At 60.5% G+C, this 20,710-nt stretch carries 16 protein-coding genes; 7 read left to right on the top strand and 9 right to left on the bottom strand.

The window, feature by feature from the left end; genetic code table 11:
- Window positions 1–165: 165 nt before the first annotated feature.
- Window positions 166–1,419 carry a serine hydroxymethyltransferase gene (gene glyA, locus QIW53_RS14855; protein ID WP_371050364.1) on the bottom strand — a complete coding sequence of 418 codons (1,254 nt, stop codon included), beginning with the start codon at window positions 1,417–1,419 and terminating at the stop codon, window positions 166–168.
- A gap of 145 nt (window positions 1,420–1,564) precedes the next feature.
- Complete coding sequence (locus tag QIW53_RS14850; RefSeq protein WP_371050363.1) at window positions 1,565–5,413, bottom strand: sensor domain-containing protein; 3,849 nt, start codon at window positions 5,411–5,413, stop codon at window positions 1,565–1,567.
- Between the two features lie 281 nt (window positions 5,414–5,694).
- Here QIW53_RS14850 and ettA point away from each other — a divergent pair, with 281 nt between their 5' ends.
- Both ettA and gdhA read left to right on the top strand, forming a co-directional pair.
- Complete coding sequence (gene ettA, locus QIW53_RS14845) at window positions 5,695–7,359, top strand: energy-dependent translational throttle protein EttA (protein ID WP_371050362.1); 1,665 nt, start codon at window positions 5,695–5,697, stop codon at window positions 7,357–7,359.
- A gap of 351 nt (window positions 7,360–7,710) precedes the next feature.
- Entirely contained in the window at window positions 7,711–9,048 is a 1,338-nt protein-coding gene (gene gdhA, locus QIW53_RS14840) for an NADP-specific glutamate dehydrogenase (protein WP_371050361.1), read from the top strand.
- On the opposite strand, the gene QIW53_RS14835 is transcribed toward gdhA, so the two are convergent.
- The 4 genes from QIW53_RS14835 to QIW53_RS14820 form a co-directional block, all read right to left on the bottom strand.
- Complete coding sequence (locus QIW53_RS14835; protein WP_371050360.1) at window positions 9,045–9,539, bottom strand: GreA/GreB family elongation factor; 495 nt, start codon at window positions 9,537–9,539, stop codon at window positions 9,045–9,047. The genes gdhA and QIW53_RS14835 overlap by 4 nt on opposite strands.
- 72 nt (window positions 9,540–9,611) lie before the next feature.
- Window positions 9,612–9,968, bottom strand: a complete 357-nt coding sequence (locus tag QIW53_RS14830) for a hypothetical protein (protein WP_371050359.1) — start codon at window positions 9,966–9,968, stop codon at window positions 9,612–9,614.
- A gap of 202 nt (window positions 9,969–10,170) precedes the next feature.
- Window positions 10,171–12,024 carry an Lnb N-terminal periplasmic domain-containing protein gene (locus tag QIW53_RS14825; RefSeq protein WP_371050358.1) on the bottom strand — a complete coding sequence of 618 codons (1,854 nt, stop codon included), beginning with the start codon at window positions 12,022–12,024 and terminating at the stop codon, window positions 10,171–10,173.
- Between the two features lie 94 nt (window positions 12,025–12,118).
- Entirely contained in the window at window positions 12,119–12,607 is a 489-nt protein-coding gene (locus QIW53_RS14820; protein WP_192309054.1) for a DUF3015 domain-containing protein, read from the bottom strand.
- 275 nt (window positions 12,608–12,882) lie between these two features.
- Between QIW53_RS14820 and QIW53_RS14815 the strand changes: the two genes are divergently transcribed.
- Entirely contained in the window at window positions 12,883–15,321 is a 2,439-nt protein-coding gene (locus tag QIW53_RS14815) for a Lon protease family protein (RefSeq protein WP_371050357.1), read from the top strand.
- A 314-nt stretch (window positions 15,322–15,635) separates the two neighbouring features.
- The gene (locus QIW53_RS14810) at window positions 15,636–15,965 is read left to right on the top strand and encodes a PA4575 family protein (RefSeq protein ID WP_192309050.1); all 330 of its coding nucleotides are present in this window, start codon (window positions 15,636–15,638) and stop codon (window positions 15,963–15,965) included.
- Between the two features lie 12 nt (window positions 15,966–15,977).
- Here the strand turns inward: QIW53_RS14810 and QIW53_RS14805 are convergent, their stop codons facing one another.
- Complete coding sequence (locus QIW53_RS14805) at window positions 15,978–17,807, bottom strand: hypothetical protein (RefSeq protein ID WP_371050356.1); 1,830 nt, start codon at window positions 17,805–17,807, stop codon at window positions 15,978–15,980.
- Between the two features lie 158 nt (window positions 17,808–17,965).
- On the opposite strand from QIW53_RS14805, the gene QIW53_RS14800 reads away from it, so the two are divergent.
- The 3 genes from QIW53_RS14800 (at window position 17,966) to QIW53_RS14790 (ending at window position 19,617) form a co-directional block, all read left to right on the top strand.
- Complete coding sequence (locus QIW53_RS14800; protein WP_175378846.1) at window positions 17,966–18,454, top strand: TIGR00645 family protein; 489 nt, start codon at window positions 17,966–17,968, stop codon at window positions 18,452–18,454.
- Between the two features lie 113 nt (window positions 18,455–18,567).
- Window positions 18,568–18,879 (top strand): DUF6482 family protein, encoded by a 312-nt coding sequence (locus QIW53_RS14795; RefSeq protein ID WP_371050355.1) that lies wholly within the window; start codon window positions 18,568–18,570, stop codon window positions 18,877–18,879.
- A gap of 120 nt (window positions 18,880–18,999) precedes the next feature.
- Window positions 19,000–19,617, top strand: a complete 618-nt coding sequence (locus tag QIW53_RS14790; RefSeq protein WP_371050354.1) for an FKBP-type peptidyl-prolyl cis-trans isomerase — start codon at window positions 19,000–19,002, stop codon at window positions 19,615–19,617.
- A 139-nt stretch (window positions 19,618–19,756) separates the two neighbouring features.
- Here the strand turns inward: QIW53_RS14790 and QIW53_RS14785 are convergent, their stop codons facing one another.
- Entirely contained in the window at window positions 19,757–20,014 is a 258-nt protein-coding gene (locus QIW53_RS14785) for a PA4570 family protein (RefSeq protein ID WP_371050353.1), read from the bottom strand.
- A 203-nt stretch (window positions 20,015–20,217) separates the two neighbouring features.
- Window positions 20,218–20,559, bottom strand: coding sequence for a zinc ribbon domain-containing protein YjdM (locus tag QIW53_RS14780; RefSeq protein WP_371050352.1), 342 nt, complete (start codon window positions 20,557–20,559; stop codon window positions 20,218–20,220).
- Window positions 20,560–20,710 lie beyond the last annotated feature (151 nt).

The following is a 20,710-nucleotide window of genomic DNA, read 5'->3' as shown; positions in this document are numbered from 1 at the left end:
AATTGCGTTGTTGCGGTCGTTATTAAACTAGCAGTTATGAACTATTAAAGAGATTGGCTTTTAATGATCTGATGTTTCTACCCTTGATGACGGGGCGCTATCGGTCAGCCATATTCAAGACAAAAAAAAGCCCGGCCAATTGGCCGGGCTTTCAGTCATCCGCTATCAGGCGCCGTACACCGGCAGCTTCTTGCAGATGGCCTTGACCTTCTCACGAACGGCATCGATCACCGCTTCGTTGTTCAGGTCAGCCAGGATGTCGCAGATCCAGCCAGCCAGTTCCTTGCACTCGGCTTCCTTGAAACCGCGAGTGGTCACGGCCGGAGTACCGAAGCGCAAGCCGGAGGTGACGAACGGGGAGCGTGGGTCGTTGGGCACGGAGTTCTTGTTCACGGTGATGAATGCCTTGCCCAGTGCGGCGTCAGCATCTTTACCGGAGATTTCCTGCTTGATCAGCGACAGCAGGAACAGGTGGTTCTGAGTACCGCCGGAAACCACGTCGAAACCGCGATCGATGAACACGCTGGCCATGGCCTGGGCGTTTTTCACCACTTGTTGCTGGTAGGCCTTGAACTCAGGCTGCAGCGCTTCCTTGAAACAGATGGCCTTGGCGGCGATCACGTGCTCCAGCGGGCCGCCCTGGGCACCCGGGAAGACCGCGGAGTTGAGTTTTTTCTCGATGTCGGCGTTGGCGCGAGCCAGGATCAGGCCGCCACGTGGACCGCGCAGGGTCTTGTGGGTGGTGGTGGTCACGACGTCGGCGAATGGAACCGGGTTCGGGTAGACGCCTGCGGCGACCAGACCGGCCACGTGGGCCATGTCGACGAACAGGTAGGCACCGACCTTGTCAGCGATTTCACGGAAACGCGGGAAGTCGAGGATCTGCGAGTAGGCGGAGAAACCGGCCACGATCATTTTTGGCTTGTGCTCGACGGCCAGGCGCTCGACTTCGTCGTAGTCGATCAGGCCGTTGGCGTCGATGCCGTACTGCACGGCGTTGTACAGCTTGCCGGAGGAGGACACGCTGGCGCCGTGGGTCAGGTGACCGCCGTGGGCCAGGCTCATGCCCAGGATGGTGTCGCCCGCTTGCAGCAGGGCCAGGTAAACGGCGCTGTTGGCTTGCGAGCCGGCGTGCGGCTGAACGTTGGCGTAATCGGCGCCGAACAGTTCCTTGGCGCGGTCGATGGCCAGTTGCTCGACCACGTCGACGTACTCGCAACCGCCGTAGTAGCGCTTGCCTGGGTAGCCTTCGGCGTACTTGTTGGTCAAAACCGAGCCTTGAGCTTCCATCACCGCAGGGCTGGTGTAGTTTTCCGAAGCGATCAGCTCAATGTGCTCTTCCTGGCGCTGAGCTTCTTGCTCCATGGCGGCAAAGAGATCGGCGTCGTACTTGGCAATAGTCAAATCACGGCTGAACATGGCGGTCCTCAAGGATCGGGGCAGAAAAGGGGGGCATTCTAACCCAATGGGTTTTAGATGGCATATGAAAGGACATCATGTCGTAGACAAGCGGGCTTCATGAGCAGAAATGCGGCGCCTTCAGAGGCCTCATCGCCGCAGGATTTCATTCGAACACGAAGAGCGCATCATTGCTGAACTGCGCTTCGAACCGGCCCGCCGCCATCGGCCGCCCGAACAGGTAGCCCTGAACCTCATCGCAACCATGCTCGCGCAGGAAGTCGAGCTGTTCATGGGTTTCCACGCCCTCGGCGATCACCGCCAGGTTGAGGCTGTGGGCCATGGCGATGATCGCCCGGGCGATCTGCGCGTCCTGTTCGCCCGAAGGCAGGCCGTCGACGAACGTGCGGTCGATTTTCAGCACATCGATCGGGAATTGCTTGAGGTAGTTGAGCGATGAGTAACCGGTACCGAAGTCATCCACGGCGATGCTCAACCCGAGGTTCTTCAACCCGTCGAGAATCTGCATGGCCTCGCTGACTTCGCGCATCAGGATGCTTTCGGTCAGCTCCAGCTCCAGGCAGGCGGGCGGCAGGCCGGTTTCCTTGAGGATGTCGGCAATGCGCGTGCCCAGTTGGCCATCGGAAAACTGCCGCGCCGAGATGTTCACCGACACTTTCGGCACGCGCACCTTGGCCTGGTGCCAGGCCTTTAGCTGGCTGCACGCTTCCCTGATCACCCAGTCGCCGACGTCGACCACCAGCCCGAGCTCCTCGAGCACCGGGATGAAATCCCCTGGCGGCACCAGGCCTCGGCGTGGGTGGCGCCAGCGCAGCAAGGCTTCGGCGCCGGTCAGGCGCTTGCCGTCGCCACTGAACTGGGGCTGGTAGTAAAGAATGAATTCGTTCTGATCCAGGGCGTGGCGCAGGTCGCTTTCCAGCTCCAGGCGTTCCAGGGCACTGGCGTTCATGTCGGTCTGGTAGAACTGGAAGTTGTTCTTGCCGCGTTCCTTGGCGTGATACATCGCGGTGTCGGCGTTTTTCATCAACTGGCTGAGTTCATTGCCATCCTGCGGGCTCAAGGCGATGCCGATACTCGCGGTGACGAAGAACTCGCGACCCTCCAGCACGAAGGGTTTGACCAGGCTGGCGAGAATCTGCTCGGCCACGTGAATCGCCCGGTTCAGGGCAATTTCGCGGTTGATGCGCGGTTGCAGGAGCAGGGTGAATTCGTCGCCACCCATGCGGGCCACGGTGTCGTCATCGTCGACGCAACCGAGCAGGCGCGTGGCCATTTCCTTGAGCATGCGATCGCCGGCGGCGTGGCCCAGGGAGTCGTTGATCGGCTTGAAACGGTCAAGGTCGAGGAACATCAGCACCACCCAGGACTTCTGCCGTTCCGCCGATTGCAGGGCGGTGTGCAGGCGGTCCTGGAACAGTGTGCGGTTGGGCAGGTGGGTCAGGGCGTCATAGTAGGCGAGGCGGTGAATGCGCTGCTCGCTGGCCTTGCGCTCGCTGATGTCGGTAAAGAAGCACACGTAACTGGCCAGGTCGCCCTCGTCGTCGAGCACCGCCGTGATGCCGACCCACGCCGGGTAATGCTCGCCATTGCGACGCTTGAGCCAGACTTCGCCTTCCCAGGTGCTGTTCTGGTTCAGTTGCTTGAGCACATAGCGCAGGTGGGCTTCCTGTTGCTCGTCGACCGTCAGGATATTCGGCAACTGGTCGAGCACCTGCTCGACCGCGTAACCACTGACGCGGCTGAAGGCCTCGTTGGCCTGGACGATGTAGCCGGCCGGGTCGGTGATCAGGATCGCCGAGGTCGAGTGCTCGAATACCGTGGCCGCCATGCGCAGGTCTTTCTCGGCCCGACGTTGCTGGCTGATGTCGCGACCGACGCCGAGCACGCCTTCGAAGGCGCCGTGTTCGTCCCAGACCAGCACCAGGCGCAATTCGATCGGAATCTTGCGCCCATCGCCGCGCAGGCAGTCGAACACGAACAATTGGGTCTGCACCTGGCTGCGCAGCAGCGCCAGTTGCTCGGGTTTATCCAGCGCCTTGCTGACCCGGTCCATCAGGCTGAAAATGCCGGACAATTGCTGAGGGTTGGCAATGGTGGTCTGCCAGCCATTGCGGAAGATCCAGTCGACGTCATAGCCCAGCACGCTTTGTACCGATGGGCTGACATAGTTGAGCGAGAGTTGGCTGTCGGTGGAGAAGATCACGTCGCTGATGCTTTCGGCCAGCATCCGGTAGCGCTGTTCGCTGTCGCGCAGGGATTCGCTGGCCTCGATCTGCTCGGTAATGTCCTTGGCCACGCCAATGATTCGGGTGACCTGATCATATTTGTCCCGCGCCAGGGCCTGCTCGCGAATGTCGAAACGACGCCATTTGCCGTCCCGATGACGGAAGCGCAGATGGCATTGCAGCAGCTGGGCATAACCCGAATGCCGCTGGGCCTGGCGGCTTCGGTGGTAAAAGTCGGCATCTTCGGGGTGCAGGAGGATTTCCCAGAAATATTCGCCCATCTGGTGCAATTCGGTGCGGTTGTAGCCGAGTGTCTGGCCCAGGTGATGGTTGCTGAAGATCATGCGCTGGCTGATCACGTCCTGCACGTACAGGTGATCCGGCACCGTGCGCACCACGTCGGACCAGAACCCTTCACGTTCGAGCAGCGACAGTTCGATGAGCTTGCGGCTGGTGATGTCGTTGATGCTCAGGATCACCGCTTTGTAGTCGTCCTGGTCTTCCGGCAGGCGCAGCACCAGCCACAAGTGTTGGTCGCGGCCGTTGGCGTCCGCCAACTTGATTTCCAGCTCGAGCTGTTTCTGCTGGTTGAGCACGGCGTCGAGCACCTGGTTGCCAATGGCGCTGCCGTCCAGCGGATTGCCGTCGATCAGCAGTTTCCAGGCTTGCTCGCAGGTGCTGACGTTCAGCAGTTGCAGCGCCACCTGGTTGACCTCGGTGATCCGCAGCTCCTGCAGCATTTGCCGCCGTTGGTCCGGGTCTGCCAGCCAGGTTTGCAGTTGTTCGCTGCCGTGCAGGTTCGCCTTGTCGAAAGCGCTCTTCAGGCCCGACACGTCGAGGACGCACAGCGCGACGCCGGTGCCTTCGAAAATATCCTGGTAGCGTCGACGGCCTTCATTTACCTGGCGCTGGCGGCGGCGCATGTTCAGCAAGGCAATCAGCGGCAGCAGGGAGAACGCCAGCCCCAGAAGACACTTGCCGATGAAGGCAGGCAGCAGTTCTTCGATGACCCGTTGACGGTCGAACAACCCGCGCAATTGCCAATCGCTGTAGCTCAGCGGCACCGTCAGCACACTGTTGGCCACATCGGCTTCGGTCAGTTCGCCGGGTTTGGGCAGCGGGCCCGACTGGTCTCGGCTGAGGACCTGGTGATTGACGCGGTTTTCCACCAGCCACAACGGGCGGACGCCGGATTCGTTCAGTTGGGTCAGGGCCGAGAAGAAATTCGGCTTCAGGCGCAGCGCCCAGTAACCGCGCGTACTGCCGCTGGCCTGATGCAGCAGCAGATGCACCACCGAGCCATTGTCCGCATTACTGAAGTAATGCACCTGGGCGCGGCTGCGTCGAACCAGCTCGGCCAGGTAATCGGCGTCATCACTGTCGGTGGCGCTGTCGCTGAGGATCTTGCCGGAAGGGCTCAGCAACGCGAGGCTGAGCAGGTCGGGCATGCTTTTTTGCAGCTTGCGCAAAAGCTCCTGTTGTTCGTCTGCACTTTGCGGTTGCTCGACGATCGGTAGCAGGTTGAGGGCAATCTGCGCGTTGAGCGACATGTTCAGGCTGACTTGTGCGGCCAGGTCGGCCGTGTAGTCGATGGTGTACTGACGCTGGTTTTTCTGGGTTTCCCGCAGTTGATCCAGTAATTGCCAGAAGAGCAGGGCGAGCAGCAGCAACACCAGTGTCGCCAGTACGCCTTTGAGGGTTCCGCGCAGGGGAGAGCCGGGCGCAGCGGTCGGTGCGCGGGTAATCAGGGGCGGCGTGACGTTGGACAAGCTGTGATCCTGCGGTTGGGCTGGACTGGCGCGACGTGCACTATAAGCCGGACGCCCGGAGGGCGCCTAGCATGCCTTGAGTTGTGGCAAAGTGCCAGCCCCGTTCGGCTGGACTGCCTCTCGTCATTCAGGTAGCTTTGCCGGTTACGCGGGAGCGTTCCAGCTCCTAGAATCAGGTTTTTTCAGCGCGCAGCATGATCCATCAAGCGTCGACGCGCACCGGCCTGGCCAGGCATTGCCTGCGTTCCACCCATTCATCAGTCACTGACCCTAGGTTCTCCATGGCTCAATACGTATTCACCATGCATCGGCTGGGCAAAGTTGTTCCGCCGAAGCGGGAAATCCTGAAAAATATTTCGCTGTCATTCTTTCCAGGCGCCAAGATCGGCGTGCTCGGCCTCAACGGTTCGGGTAAATCCACGCTGTTGAAAATCATGGCCGGCGTCGACACCGAATTCGAAGGCGAAGCCCGGCCGATGCCGGAGCTGAACATCGGTTACCTGCCGCAGGAGCCGATCCTGGACCCGACCAAGACCGTTCGTGAAGTGGTCGAGGAAGCGGTCAGCGTGATCAAGGAGGCCCAGGCGCGCCTGGACGAGGTCTATGCGGCCTACGCCGAACCGGATGCCGACTTCGACAAGCTCGCGGCTGAACAGGCCAAGCTCGAAGCCATCCTGCAGGCGGGCGACGGTCATAACCTGGAGCGCCAGCTGGAAGTCGCCGCCGATGCGCTGCGTCTGCCGGCCTGGGATGCCAAGGTCGAACACCTGTCCGGTGGTGAAAAACGTCGTGTGGCCCTGTGCCGTTTGCTGCTGTCCGCACCGGACATGCTGCTGCTCGACGAACCGACCAACCACCTGGATGCCGACTCCGTCGCCTGGCTGGAGCATTTCCTCCACGACTTCCCGGGCACCGTGGTTGCGATCACGCACGACCGGTACTTCCTGGACAACGTTGCCGGCTGGATTCTGGAACTCGACCGCGGCGCGGGCATTCCTTACGAGGGCAACTATTCGGGTTGGCTGGAAGCCAAGTCCGATCGTCTGGCCCAGGAATCCAAGCAGCAGTCGGCCCATGAAAAAGCCATGAAGGAAGAACTGGAGTGGGTGCGCAAAGGCGCCAAGGCCCGTCAGTCCAAATCCAAGGCCCGTCTGCAACGCTTCGAGGAAATGCAGTCGCAGGAATTCCAGAAGCGCAGCGAAACCAACGAGATCTACATCCCGGCCGGTCCGCGCCTGGGTGACAAGGTCATCGAGTTCAAGAACGTCACCAAGGGCTACGGCGATCGCGTGCTGATCGACAACCTGTCGTTCGCCATGCCCAAAGGCGCCATCGTGGGCGTAATCGGCGGTAACGGTGCCGGTAAATCGACCCTGTTCCGCATGCTGATGGGCAAGGAAACGCCGGATTCGGGCAGCATCGAAATCGGCGAAACCGTGCAACTGGCCTGCGTCGACCAGAGCCGCGAGGACCTGGACGGCAGCAAGACCGTGTTCCAGCAGATCTCCGACGGTTCGGACCAGATCCGCATCGGCAACTACGAGATTCCGTCGCGGACCTACGTCGGTCGCTTCAACTTCAAGGGCGGCGATCAGCAGAAGTTCGTCAAGGACCTGTCCGGTGGTGAGCGCGGTCGCCTGCACCTGGCCCTGACCCTGAAGGAGGGCGGTAACGTCCTGCTGCTCGACGAACCGTCCAACGACCTTGACGTTGAAACCCTTCGTTCCCTGGAAGAAGCCCTGCTGGACTTCCCGGGCGCCGCCATTGTGATCTCCCACGATCGGTGGTTCCTGGACCGCGTGGCCACGCACATCCTGGCGTACGAAGACGACTCGCAAGCGGTGTTCTTCGAAGGCAACTACACCGAGTACGAAGCCGATCGCAAAAAACGCCTCGGCGAAGCGGCTGCCCAGCCGCACCGTGTACGCCACAAGAAACTCGCCTGATCAAGGGTCGTTTGCATGAAAAAAGCGGAGCCTTCGGGCTCCGTTTTTTTTGCCTGTTGCATGTAGGCAGTGGCAGCTCAGTGAATTCATCGCTGGCAAGCCAGCTCCCACAGGTAATTCGCCGACCCTGTAGGAGCTGGCTTGCCAGCGATGGCGATGTGACTGTTGGTGCAAGTCTTGAGAGCGTCGCCCCTTCTGGGTGCAAAATTGCCCGCTTAAGTGCGTTAATTTATATCTAGTGCACCATTTAATTTCATAACTGCGACATTTTGCGCTGTTACAGTGCGTTAGTCCTTTGTTACAGTCCGGCGCAAAATCTTCCAATGACAATGCATTTGCCGAGACTTCTCCATGATTGAATCCGTCGACTCCTTCCTTGCCCGACTGAAAAAACGCGACCCGGATCAGCCGGAATTCCATCAAGCCGTGGAAGAAGTCCTGCGCAGCCTGTGGCCGTTTCTCGAGGCCAACCCGCATTACCTGATTTCCGGCATCCTGGAGCGCATGTGCGAGCCGGAGCGGGCAGTGGTGTTTCGTGTGTCGTGGGTCGACGATCAAGGCAAGGTGCAGGTCAATCGCGGTTTCCGCGTGCAGATGAACAGCGCCATCGGACCGTACAAGGGTGGCCTGCGCTTCCATCCTTCGGTCAACCTCGGCGTGCTGAAATTCCTCGCCTTCGAGCAGACCTTCAAGAACTCGTTGACCTCGTTGCCGATGGGCGGCGGCAAGGGCGGTTCGGACTTCGACCCCAAGGGCAAGAGCGACGCGGAGGTCATGCGTTTCTGCCAGGCCTTCATGAGCGAGTTGTACCGGCACATCGGTGCGGACGTTGACGTTCCGGCCGGCGACATCGGTGTCGGTGCGCGTGAGATCGGGTTCCTGTTCGGCCAGTACAAGCGCCTGAGCAACCAGTTCACCAGTGTGCTGACCGGTAAGGGCCCGAGCTACGGCGGCAGCCTGATTCGTCCGGAAGCCACCGGTTTCGGCTGTGTGTACTTTGCCGAGGAAATGCTCAAACGCCGGGGTGACGCCGTCGAAGGCAAGCGCGTGGCCATCTCGGGTTCGGGCAACGTGGCGCAGTATGCCGCGCGCAAGGTCATGGACCTGGGCGGCAAGGTGATCTCCCTCTCCGATTCCGAAGGCACGCTGTATTGCGAGGCCGGTTTGACCGAAGCGCAATGGCTGGCGTTGCTTGAGCTGAAAAACGTCAAGCGCGGCCGCATCAGCGAGCTGGCCACGGCTTTTGGCCTGGAATTCCGGGCCGGCCAGTGCCCCTGGGACCTGGCGTGCGATATCGCGCTACCGTGCGCGACCCAGAACGAACTCGACGCCGAGGCTGCGCGCACCCTGTTGCGTAACGGCTGCGTCTGCGTGGCCGAGGGCGCGAACATGCCGACCACCCTGGAAGCGGTGGACCTGTTCATCGAAGCCGGTATCCTGTTTGCGCCAGGCAAGGCATCCAACGCCGGCGGTGTGGCGGTGAGTGGTCTGGAGATGTCGCAGAACGCCATGCGCCTGCTGTGGACCGGCGGCGAAGTGGACAGCAAGCTGCACGGGATCATGCAGTCGATCCACCACGCCTGCGTGCATTACGGCGAAGAGAACGGCCAGGTCAATTACGTCAAAGGTGCGAACATCGCCGGTTTCGTCAAGGTTGCCGACGCTATGCTCGCCCAGGGTGTGGTTTAAACGGTTTCGATGCGAAGGATCTCGATCGTCTGATTCCCGGCCGGGCGTTGCCATAGCACCTCATCCCCGAGTTGCGCGCCAAGCAGTGCCCTGCCCAGCGGCGAGCCCCAATTGATCAGGCCGGCCGGCGCGTCGGCCTGGTCCTCGCCCACCAGTTGCACGGTGCGCTCGGTGTCCTGTTCGTCGGCGAACGTCACACGGCTGCCGATCTGCACCTTTTGCGTTGAACGGGGTGCGGGCACGACCTGCGCGCTTTGCAGGCGTTGATTGAAATAGCGTAGATCCCGCTCCAGGTCGGCCAGGCGCTGCTTGTCGGCCTGCTCGCCCTTGGCCAACTGCTCGCCGTGCTGCTGTTGCAGCTCGGCGACTTTCGCCTGCAACTGGGCAAAGCCTGCGGGCGTGACGTAATTGGGCTGCGTGCTGACCTGCCGTTCGACCGGCTGATCGGCTTGCGCCGCAGCGTTATCTTCATTGACGAAGGCGCGACTCATGGGGCTCCTCCCTGTTATAGGGTTTGGGCCATGGTCACAGGCTTTTGGTTTCAATGGATGTCTGTGAGCGACTCATTGAGCGTGAAAGGCCCGAGCGGTGTCCTGGTCTTTCTGCTGCTGCCAGGCTTTTTCCCGCTCGTCCCAATGGTGGCTGCGGTAGTCCTCGCGGTCTTCGCTCTCGCGCATGGCCTGGCACTGGCGAAAGCCATCGCTCCAGCCCTCGGCGTAGTTGCTGTCTCCGAGGTAGCGCGGGACGTTCTTGCGAAACTCGCCGGTGATCGCCCCTGCGGCCTGGCGACCGCTGCTGCAACCGTCATCGAAACCGTCGGCGAACGCCGGCGGGTAACCCTTGGCAATCAACTCTTCGTGAGTCGTCTGGCAACCCGCGATCAATATCAATACACCCACCACCGCCATACCGCGCCGCATCGTCGTCTCCCGAGCCGCTCGGCGGCTGATGGAGCAAGTCTACGAGCGGGTTCGTGAGGCGATCGTGAAAGGGGTGTGATGGATGTGTCATGAAACATAAAATGTGGGAGCGGGCTTGCTCGCGAGGGCGGTGTGTCAGCCACCATGCCGTTGATTGGCACACCGCCTTCGCGAGCAAGCCCGCTCCCACATGGGATTTGCGTCAATAGTGATACCACTTCACCTCGAGCATCACCTCGTTTTCAGGCGTGGCAAGGTGGCTGAACTCGCGCTGGGCGCTCAGGCGCAGGCCAAGGTTGCGCGACAATTCCCACTGCTGATTCAGACTGAGGCTGCGGCGCACCTCGCCATTGGTGAAGAAGTCGCCCTTGGCTTCCAGGCTGAAGTTGCCCAGCGGGTTCTTCCACAACAGGCCGCTGTTGAAGCCGGCGGCTGGCGAGATGAATTCGGCGAAATCATTGTTGTGTTCGACCCGCACGGTGCCCAGGGCAAACCCCAGCAGGTCGTCGCTCAATTGCCAGGTGCCACCGCCCCCGCCGTTGACGTGGCTGACCAGGGTTTCGTCATCGTGCTTGCCGGGAACGCGTTCGAGGCCGCCGGTGACTTGCCATGACAGCGGTTGCAGCAGTTCATTGCGCGGTGTCAGGGAGCGGATGGTCGCCAGATCCAGTTGCTGCAACTGCCACTGATTGCCTTCGTACTGGCGCAGTTTCAACTGCAGGATTTCGATCTGTGCGCCCAGGGGAAAACTCTCGGCGTTGTCGTTGAGGTCGTGATAGGCCATGCGCAGGCCATATTCGCCAAAGGCCTTGTCGCCCCGGGTGCCGATGCCGGCCTGCCAGGTGCGGGACTCGTGGCCATCCTCCGGCAGGCCGGGCTGCGCGATGTCCAGCTCTGGCGCCGGGTTCTGGTTGATCGCCCGCAGCAGTTCGAAACTGCGTTGCGCCCGTTGGGGATCGCGCTCCTGACCATTGGCCCGGTAGCGCTCGAGGCGGTAAGCGGCGTCGATGATCAGCGCCTGACGCTCGCGGGGCTGAGCCTTGAACGCCGGCTCCTGCAATTGTCGCTGATCGGCGCTGACCTTCAGCACCCACTGTTGTTCTTCAGGGTCCAGCGTCTCGGCGCGGCTCAGCAGTTCACGTTCGCGTGATGGCCGGTACTGGATCGACTCCACCAGGCCGGCTTCCTTGACCGCCTTGACGGTGTCAGTGGGGATCGCCGTCAGGGGGAACTGCTCCGTGAGCCGCAGGCTGGGACGTGCGACCTGCAACAGTTCGAGCAGGCGATACGAGCAGTTTTCGTCGAAGAAGAAATAGTCGAACTGGATCTGCTTCAGCTCCCAGACGTGCTCGACCATCCGTGCGGTTTCCTGCTGGGTCAGGTTAAGGCGGTACTCCCACAGGTCACGGTTTTCCAGGCTGCGGTATTCCGAGAGTTTTTCCTGGTAGGGCACCAGCGCGAACAGGCCCGGATAGCCGCCCATCAAGCCCTTCCAGGCGTAGAGGATGCTGTTGTCCGACCCTTCGATGTAGGCGCCGAAGTTGATGGCGTAGCTGAGCAGCGAGGTCTTGTCGCTCTGCACATCCGCCTGGTCGATGCGCAGCAGGGTGTGGCCGAACATCGACGACGGGCTGTTCAGGTAGGCCGCCGGGAAAATCATCACCGCGCTGTGGGGCGACACGTCCTTGAACCATTTTTTGAATTCGGCGCACTCGGGCGTCGGCAGATCGGTCAGGTCGAGCTGCGCCTTGAGCCAGCGGGTGCGGGAGGGGTAGACGCATTGGGCGTGTTGCTCGCCGGCACTGGCCGGGGCATACAACGCCTGGACGGTGGCTGCCAGCTCACGGTCCGGGTGTTCGTTGCCGTCGGGCGCGAGAAAGAACTTGCGGTCGCTGACATAGCTGCGCCAGCCGCCCAGTTTGGCCGTTTCGTAGTGGCCCAGGGAGATCCAGAAGGGATCGTTGGCCAATTGCTGCAAACGTTGATTGTCGATGTGAGGCGCGGCGGATAGCGGGGCGCAGACACACAGCGCCAGCCAGGCAAGGCGTTTGAGCATAATGGGCAACTTAGATTCGAAAAAAACAAAGACCCAAGGAGGGGCAGGTCCAAAAAATAAAACCCGCTCCTCGAAAAGAGCGGGTGAGTCGAGCTTAAGCTTGAGTGGCGTACTTGGCCAGACGCGGATCGTTCTTCAGGACGGCCAGGGTGTTGGTATGCACGTCTTCAGCGGTCACATCAGCCTTGCTGAAGATCTGCTGGAAGTGCTCGTGAGTCACGGCAGCGAAGTGCGCACGGTCTTCCGGCGCCACGCCCAGTACCACGGCATAGGTCGTCAGCGCTTCGCCGTTACCTTTGGCCATGTCTTCCGACAGCTCGTTCATCATGCCATTCATGGCAAACCAGGATTTGCCGCCGTAGGTCAGCGACGCATTGGTCGAGCAACCGTTGGTGCCGGAAGTCATGCCGAACGTCGCGTTACCGGAAGTGCCGTTGGTGGTGGATGCCAGGAAGTGAGCCGGAGTACCACGCTGACCTTCGAACAGCATGTTGCCCCAACCGCAATCCGGGCCGCCTGGCGCCTGAGCCATGGCGTTGATGGATACAGCGGTGAAGAGAGTACCGAGAAGAATCCGTTTCATAGCTTTGTTCTCTTTATGTGCATACCAATGGACAAGGGTGTGGCCCGAAAAGGCGCCAGAGGGCCGGTTATTGTTCCAGCCGCGCAAGTTGGAGTTTAGGCACGTTCCAAGGGTTCCGTGGCTTTTTGCGAAATATTCATTGGAAACGCTGATTTAGACCCGGCCCGCCTGGGGCTGACGGCTTGTCTATGCTTAGGCTTACGGCGCGCCTTGCCAGTGGGGTATGGGCAGCGCCAGAATGCCGCTATCTGCCCCGCCTGATGTAAGGAAGCCCGATGCCTGATCCTGTTGCTGCCAGCTTGCGTCTAGCGCCTGAAGCGCTGACCCGTCCGTTTTCCGCTGAACAGTTCAGCTTCTCTACCACCAATGATCTGGAGCCTTTTCGCGGTGTGCTTGGCCAGGAACGTGCGGTCGAAGCCTTGCAGTTTGGCGTGGCCATGCCGCGCCCCGGTTACAACGTGTTTGTCATGGGTGAACCCGGCACCGGCCGGTTTTCGTTCGTCAAACGTTACCTGAAAGCCGAGGGCAAGCGCCTGCAGACCCCGTCGGACTGGGTATACGTCAACAACTTCGATGAGCCGCGCGAACCTCGTGCCCTCGAATTGCCGTCGGGTAGCGCCGGCGCGTTCATCGGTGACATCAACGCCTTGATCGACAACCTGCTCTCGACTTTCCCCGCCGTGTTCGAACACCCGTCCTACCAGCAGAAGAAAAGCGCGATCGACCGGGCCTTCAACCAGCGTTATGACAAGGCGCTGGACGTGATCGAGCGTCTGGCGCTGGAGAAGGATGTCGCGCTGTATCGCGATGCCAGCAATATCGCGTTCACGCCGATGCTCGATGGCAAGGCCCTCGACGAAGCGGAGTTCGCCCAGTTGCCGGAAGCCGATCGTGAGCGTTTCCACGACGACATTTCCTCGCTGGAAGAGCGTCTCAACGAAGAACTCGCCAGCCTGCCGCAATGGAAACGCGAGTCCAGCAATCAGCTGCGTCACCTCAACGAAGAAACCATCACCCTGGCCCTGCAGCCTTTGCTGGCGCCGTTGTCGGAAAAGTACGCGGAGAACGCCGCCGTCTGTGGTTACCTGCAGGCGATGCAGGTCTACCTGCTCAAAACCGTGGTCGAGCAACTGGTCGATGACAGCAAGGCTGACGCGGTCGCCCGCAAGATGCTCGAAGAGCAATACGCGCCAAGCCTGGTGGTGGGGCACGCCGCCAGCGGCGGTGCACCGGTGGTGTTCGAGCCGCACCCGACTTACGAAAACCTGTTTGGCCGCATTGAATACAGCACCGACCAGGGCGCGCTCTACACGACCTATCGGCAGTTGCGTCCGGGGGCGTTGCACCGGGCCAACGGCGGTTTCCTGATCCTCGAAGCGGAAAAAATGCTCGGCGAGCCATTCGTGTGGGATGCGCTCAAGCGCGCCCTGCAATCGCGCAAGCTGAAAATGGAGTCGCCACTGGGCGAACTGGGCCGCCTGGCCACCGTGACCCTGACGCCGCAACACATCCCGTTGCAGGTCAAGGTCGTGATCATCGGGGCGCGCCAGTTGTACTACACGCTGCAGGACCTCGATCCGGACTTCCAGGAGATGTTCCGCGTCCTGGTGGATTTCGACGAAGACATCCCGATGGTCGACGAGAGCCTGGAGCAGTTTGCGCAATTGCTCAAAACCCGCACCTCGGAGGAGGGCATGGCGCCGCTGACGGCGGACGCCGTGGCGCGCCTGGCCACCTACAGCGCGCGCCTGGCCGAACACCAGGGGCGCTTGTCGGCCCGTATCGGTGACCTGTTCCAGCTGGTCAGCGAGGCGGACTTCATCCGTCACCTGGCAAGTGATGAAATGACCGACGCCGGCCACATCGAGCGCGCGCTCAAGGCCAAAGCGACCCGCACCGGTCGTGTGTCGGCGCGGATTCTCGACGACATGCTGGCCGGGATCATCCTGATCGACACCGATGGCGCTGCCGTCGGCAAATGCAACGGCCTGACGGTACTGGAAGTCGGCGATTCGGCCTTTGGTGTGCCGGCGCGGATTTCCGCCACTGTCTATCCGGGTGGCAGCGGCATCGTCGACATCGAGCGCGAGGTCAACCTCGGTCAGCCGATCCACTCCAAAGGCGTGATGATCCTGACCGGGTATCTGGGCAGCCGTTACGCCCAGGAATTCCCGCTGGCGATCTCCGCGAGTATCGCCCTGGAGCAGTCGTACGGTTACGTCGATGGCGACAGTGCTTCGTTGGGCGAGGCGTGCACCTTGATCTCGGCGCTGTCGAAAACACCGCTCAAGCAGTGTTTTGCGATCACCGGGTCGATCAACCAGTTTGGCGAAGTGCAGGCCGTGGGCGGGGTCAACGAGAAGATCGAAGGCTTCTTCCGCCTGTGTGAAGCCCGTGGGCTGACTGGCGAGCAAGGGGCGATCATTCCGCACGCCAACGTGGCCACGCTGATGCTCGATGAGAAGGTGCTGGCGGCGGTGCGTGCGGGGCAGTTCCACGTGTACGCGGTGCGTCAGGCGGACGAAGCCCTGAGCCTGCTGGTGGGCGAGCCGGCCGGTGCGCCGGACGAGAACGGCGAATTCCCTGAAGGCAGCGTCAATGCGAGGGTGGTCGAGCGTCTGCGAGTGATTGCCGAGATGATCAGCGAGGAAGACCTCAAGGAGGCCGAGAAGGAGGCCGCGCAGGAGGCGCTGGTCGAGGCCAAGCCGGTCTGATTTGAGCGCCGCAGATTAAACCTGTGGGAGCGGGTTTGCTCGCGAAGGCGGTGGATCAGTCAGCAATTGTGTTGAATGTTGAACCGCCTTCGCGAGCAAGCCCGCTCCCACAGGATATTGGGTGCATCCGCCAATAAAGTGCCATCACTCTGGCGTCAAGATTCACACAATGACCGCTCGGCGCCTTCTGGTCCCGGTTGGCGTCCTGTTCGAACTTTTCTTCTATCCTCAGCTCAAGGATAAGGAGAGTCATCACTGGATCGAAACAGCTCCTGCTTGGGGGCTGAACAGCGGATCTACCGAGGGGCGCCGCCATGTCGCGCAACCTTTGCCTCACCCGTCAATGCCTGGGCCTTGTGACCCGTATCGAGTGTGCCATCCGCCCTTTGGCGGGGGATACGGGCATGTGGACCTTGCTCTTCGCTGCCGGAATGGCTGGCGAGCAACCTTCAGCCATCAAGGCCCAGGGCCCGTTCCACGGACCCTTCGTGGCTGAGTCAATCCTCGATACCATCGTTGAAAGCCTGACCCTGCACGGTTACGAGCTGGCGGATGATCCGCAGATCTGGTGCCTGCACCTGCAAGCCCAGCTGCGGGAAATCAATGGCGGGCGTTGCCGCAGTTCCGGCGGCTTCCCGTCCTGAGGGACGGGCGGATCATGGGGCGGGGTTGGTGGCCTCGACCTTGTCGAGCTTGACCTCGAAGCCGTACTGCACGGTGGTGAGGTCGGTTCGCTGATAGGTCTCCAGCCGCGTCGGCTGGCCATAGAAGTAATGCACGTCGAACAACGCCGGGCCTTCGGGGCTCGCGTCATGGCTGACCGACAGAATCTCCTTGAGGTAATGACCGCTTTCGTCCCTGGCGAAAAAGCGCCAGTCCTGGGCGGGGAACAGCTTCTGGTCCACCACCAGCGCATTGCCCTTCAGTTCCAGCCCCTTGGGCAGCGCGTTCGTGTCGAGGGTCTGCTTGTCGATGGTGGCCAGAAACAGCGGCATGGAGCCCACGGCGTAGGCAGGTGTCTGCGCGAACAGGTTCAAATCGTAGGTGATGATGCTGTTCAAGGGATCGATCTGATATGCCTCAGCCGGCAGTTCAATCGGCTCACCGCGCTGGCCCTGTTTGTCTTCGGTGAAAAAAGTGACCGGGGTTTCGCCAGGGTTGAAGGCGCTGCCCAGCAGCTCGTCGTTGAAACTGTGAGTGTGGTCGAACTCGATGCGCGCAGCGCTCGGGTCATCGACCGACTGGCGGATGCTGACGCTTTTTTTCAGTTGCTCCTCGTTCAGTGCCGCGCCTTTGAGCCAGGTGGGGGCATGATCGTCGTACACCACCACGGGCAGCGTCAGGGGCTGGATGGTCTTTTGCGTGGTGTGACGGTCGAAGCGACGGACTGGCAGGTCAAGGTCCTTTTGCGTCACCGTGGCGGTCGAGAAGTCGAGCAGGCTGACCTCCAGCGTGTCGATCGGCCCGTTGAAATAGACCTTCGAGTACTGGCTTTTCTGTTTCTGCTCGAAAACGCGTTGCTCGTCTTCGAGCTGCTTTTCGAACGCTTCGCTCCAGGCCTTTTGCTTCTGCATCCTTGCCAGTTGTTTTTCATAGAAGGCAATTTGCGCAGCGCTCTGGTTGATCGACCCCGAACGGGCGAGAAATTGCCCGCTGGCGTCCCTGGCCTGGACAATCAGCGAGTTGAGGGGAATTTGCGCGACTTCAGGCGCCAGTGCCGCGCTGTTGTTGTATTCGATTTCGGCGAAGTTGTCCGTCAGCTTCAAGAGCGTGACGCTGAGGTTGTCGTTGCTACGGGTCTGGCCGATGTCCTTTTTCGTCAGGTCGAAGCTGTAGAGCCGGCGGGGCGCGATGACTTGCACTTTGCCCTGCAGGCTCACCGGTTGCGGCTGGTGCTTGTTTTGCACATCCAGGCCGTCAATGAAGGGGTAGGTCACCGTGAGGTCGTCGGGATGGTTCAGGTTCGAACTGGACGGGCTCAACTGGATGCCGGGATCGGTCTCCGACCACTCAGGCTGGAACGCGATCACCCGCTTGTTGCTCAGGGTCACTGACTGCCATTGCAGGCCATGGGGAAAGAAAAAACCGGCCGGTATGTCGAAATTGAGAGGGAACAGCGGTTGCAGGTCGGTCAGATAGTCGGAACTGGAATCCTTGTGCAGCACGATCAGGCCGTTGATGTAGGTGTCGACCAGGGCCTGGGGGGTGGAATAGTGTTTGAGCACGGCGAGCACATCCTCGCCGTATTCGGTCTCCACGGGCTTGCTGTCGAGCTTGAGCTGGGCCCGCTCGAGCAATAACAACGAGCTGCCCAGTTCGGTCACGGCATTCTTGAGCTTGGGGTCCTGGATGACCTCCAGAGACGTTTCGAACCGCGCCGTCTTTTCGTCCAGATTGGCCGGAGGGTTGTCCTCGCCGGGGGAGCAGCCGCCCGTCAGCAGGACCAGCAACATGCCAAGGCTCTTCAAAGGCATTCGCCCATTCATTTCCAGTCTTCCTGTCTGATATCACTGCGCTGTCAATGATTTGGACACTAGCAGAAAAACCTTGTCATACACGTGCAGGTGGCGGATTTGCCGACTGTTTATGGGTGTAACAGGCGGCTGGTATACTCGCCGCCATTTCCAACCATGTGTGAGATTCAATGGAACGCTTTATCGAAAATGCAATGTACGCCTCCCGCTGGCTGCTGGCGCCGATCTACTTCGGCCTTTCCCTCGGTCTGCTGGCCCTGGCGCTGAAGTTTTTCCAGGAAGTCTTCCACGTCATCCCAAACGTGTTCTCGATGGCCGAGTCCGACCTGATCCTGGTGCTGCTGTCGCTGATCGACATGGCGCTGGTGGGCGGCCTGCTGGTGATGGTGATGATTTCCGGCTACGAGAACTTCGTGTCCCAGCTGGACATCGACGACACCAAGGAAAAGCTCAACTGGCTGGGCACCATGGACTCCTCGTCGCTGAAGATGAAGGTGGCGGCTTCCATCGTGGCCATTTCCTCCATTCACCTGCTGCGTATTTTCATGGATGCGAAGAACGTCGATCCCGAGCATTTGATGTGGTACGTCATCATTCACATGACGTTCGTGGTCTCGGCGTTCGCCATGGGTTACCTGGACAAGGTCACCAAGCACTGATTTTTCCGCTGCAGGTGTGAAACGGACGGGCGGTGGCAGTTCTGGCTTGTACTTTGAGGTTCTGAAGCCTATCCCTTAAGGGATGTTGTCTCGCCAGTGTGTGGGGTACGTTCATGAACTTCATAGAGCTACATGCTTATGCCATCGCCGGGAAAATCGACGAGCTGAATCTGGTCTCGCTGGAAGGCGGGATCTATCTGCTGGAAGCGCGCATGCACGGTGCGGCGTATCCCTTGAGCGATGCCCGCGGCCAGATGTTCCACCTGCGCTCGGTAGAGCATGCGCGGGCGGTGCTTCACGACTTTCCCGACCTGCCGTTCAACCTGGTGCACACCTCGGTCCATGATGAAATGTGCGGACTGGAGGCGGGTACCGGGGAGAGCCTCAAGGTGCCGATCGGCTTCGGTTCTGCCTGGCATCACTGACGCCCCTCATCAGCGCATCGACATCTGTGCTAGTCTGCTGGCCCTTTTTGGTTCCGGGCGCTCCGGTGGTGCTGTGCATGCACGGCAGATCCAGAGTCGCCCGCACAGCGGAGCAGTGTCATGTCCGAAGTAAATCTGTCCACCGACGAAACCCGCGTCAGCTACGGCATTGGCCGTCAGCTGGGCGACCAACTGCGTGACAATCCGCCACCGGGCGTCAGCCTGGACGCGATCCTGGCAGGTCTGACCGACGCGTTTGGCGGCAAGCCAAGCCGTGTGGGCCAGGAAGAAATGTCCGCCAGCTTCAAGGTCATCCGCGAAATCATGCAAGCCGAAGCGGCTGCCAAGGCTGAAGCGGCTGCAGGCGAAGGTCTGGCGTTCCTGGCTGAAAACGCCAAGCGCGACGGCATCACCACCCTGGCTTCCGGTCTGCAATTCGAAGTGTTGACCGCCGGTGAGGGCGCCAAGCCGTCCCGTGAAGACACCGTGCGTACCCACTACCACGGCACCCTGATCGACGGCACTGTGTTCGACAGCTCCTACGATCGTGGTCAGCCTGCAGAATTCCCGGTGGGCGGCGTGATCGCCGGCTGGACCGAGGCCCTGCAACTGATGAACGCCGGCAGCAAATGGCGTCTGTACGTGCCGAGCGAGCTGGCTTACGGCGCTCAAGGCGTTGGCAGCATTCCGCCGCACAGCGTACTGGTCTTCGACGTCGAGCTGCTCGACGTTCTGTAAGACCGCTGATGATTCATCTGTAGGAGCGAGCATGCTCGCGAATGGACGTTAACGATAATGCTGGGTATCTGATGCCCAGCGGCGTCCTCAATTCCTTCGCGAGCATGCTCGCTCCTACAGGTTTGTTTTGCAGTGTGTCTCATGGATGAAACTTGCCATTGAGCTCCGTCGTCGGGCGCAACGCCCGGGCGTAGCAGAACAGAAACAGATTGCGCACCAGTTCCTTGAGCACCACCGGCTCGCTGGAACTCAAGCCACTGACGTCCAGGTCACCTTGATCCTGCAGCTCGCTCAAGGCTTCCTCTTCCAGTACCGCACAGACTTCCCCGGTTTCCCGATGCAGAATCCTGAGGTAGGGGTGTGGGCGATCCAGCCAGGCGTCGATCAAATAAGTCATGGTTCTCATCTCCATTGATTGGTTCAATGAGAATAATTCTTATTCAAGAAATAGCAAGGGCCTATTGGCCAATTGTGATTTTTTCCGGGTAAAGATTGTGTCAGGTCAAAATGGCCGACATTGGGGAGTTGAGAGGGAACAGGTGGGGGCGGGGGAGGGCAAAGCACCATCCCACGCCGGGCGCGGGATGGCATGTGGCAGGTTCAGACTTTTCTGACGAACTCGGACTTGAGCTTCATCGGACCGATACCATCGATCTTGCAGTCGATGTCGTGATCGCCGTCGCACAGGCGGATGTTCTTGACCTTGGTGCCGACCTTGACCACCAGGGAAGTGCCTTTGACCTTCAGGTCCTTGATCACGGTGATGGTGTCGCCATCCTGCAGGACGTTACCCACCGAATCCTTTTTCACCGCGTCATCGGACGCCGCCTCGGCTTCGCCACTGGCGGACCATTCGTGGGCACACTCAGGGCAGATCAGCTGTGTGCCGTCTTCATAGGTGTATTCGGAATTGCATTTCGGGCAGGGTGGCAACGTGCTCACTAAAGCTCCTTGAGTTCAGGATCGCTAAAAAGCGCACATTATATAGGGTTTTACAAAGGAGGGGGCAGGCGGCACAGAGCTGATGTGGGAGCGGGCTTGCTCGCGAAAGCGTCAGATCTGCCAACATTTCTGTCGACTGTCAGTCCGCATT

It is taken from the genome of Pseudomonas fluorescens (genome assembly GCF_041354075.1).
GTDB classification, from domain to species: domain Bacteria; phylum Pseudomonadota; class Gammaproteobacteria; order Pseudomonadales; family Pseudomonadaceae; genus Aquipseudomonas; species Aquipseudomonas fluorescens_CE.
Note: the sequence above shows the minus strand (reverse complement) of the source record. Positions and strands in the feature narration are given on the sequence as shown.

Coding starts and splice junctions, on each gene's coding strand:
- glyA (WP_371050364.1), bottom strand. CDS start 1,419: ATGTTCAGCCGTGATTTGACTATTGCCAAGTACGACGCCGATCTCTTT.
- ettA (WP_371050362.1), top strand. CDS start 5,695: ATGGCTCAATACGTATTCACCATGCATCGGCTGGGCAAAGTTGTTCCG.
- gdhA (WP_371050361.1), top strand. CDS start 7,711: ATGATTGAATCCGTCGACTCCTTCCTTGCCCGACTGAAAAAACGCGAC.
- QIW53_RS14835 (WP_371050360.1), bottom strand. CDS start 9,539: ATGAGTCGCGCCTTCGTCAATGAAGATAACGCTGCGGCGCAAGCCGAT.
- QIW53_RS14830 (WP_371050359.1), bottom strand. CDS start 9,968: ATGCGGCGCGGTATGGCGGTGGTGGGTGTATTGATATTGATCGCGGGT.
- QIW53_RS14825 (WP_371050358.1), bottom strand. CDS start 12,024: ATGCTCAAACGCCTTGCCTGGCTGGCGCTGTGTGTCTGCGCCCCGCTA.
- QIW53_RS14820 (WP_192309054.1), bottom strand. CDS start 12,607: ATGAAACGGATTCTTCTCGGTACTCTCTTCACCGCTGTATCCATCAAC.
- QIW53_RS14815 (WP_371050357.1), top strand. CDS start 12,883: ATGCCTGATCCTGTTGCTGCCAGCTTGCGTCTAGCGCCTGAAGCGCTG.
- QIW53_RS14810 (WP_192309050.1), top strand. CDS start 15,636: ATGTCGCGCAACCTTTGCCTCACCCGTCAATGCCTGGGCCTTGTGACC.
- QIW53_RS14805 (WP_371050356.1), bottom strand. CDS start 17,807: ATGAATGGGCGAATGCCTTTGAAGAGCCTTGGCATGTTGCTGGTCCTG.
- QIW53_RS14800 (WP_175378846.1), top strand. CDS start 17,966: ATGGAACGCTTTATCGAAAATGCAATGTACGCCTCCCGCTGGCTGCTG.
- QIW53_RS14795 (WP_371050355.1), top strand. CDS start 18,568: ATGAACTTCATAGAGCTACATGCTTATGCCATCGCCGGGAAAATCGAC.
- QIW53_RS14790 (WP_371050354.1), top strand. CDS start 19,000: ATGTCCGAAGTAAATCTGTCCACCGACGAAACCCGCGTCAGCTACGGC.
- QIW53_RS14785 (WP_371050353.1), bottom strand. CDS start 20,014: ATGACTTATTTGATCGACGCCTGGCTGGATCGCCCACACCCCTACCTC.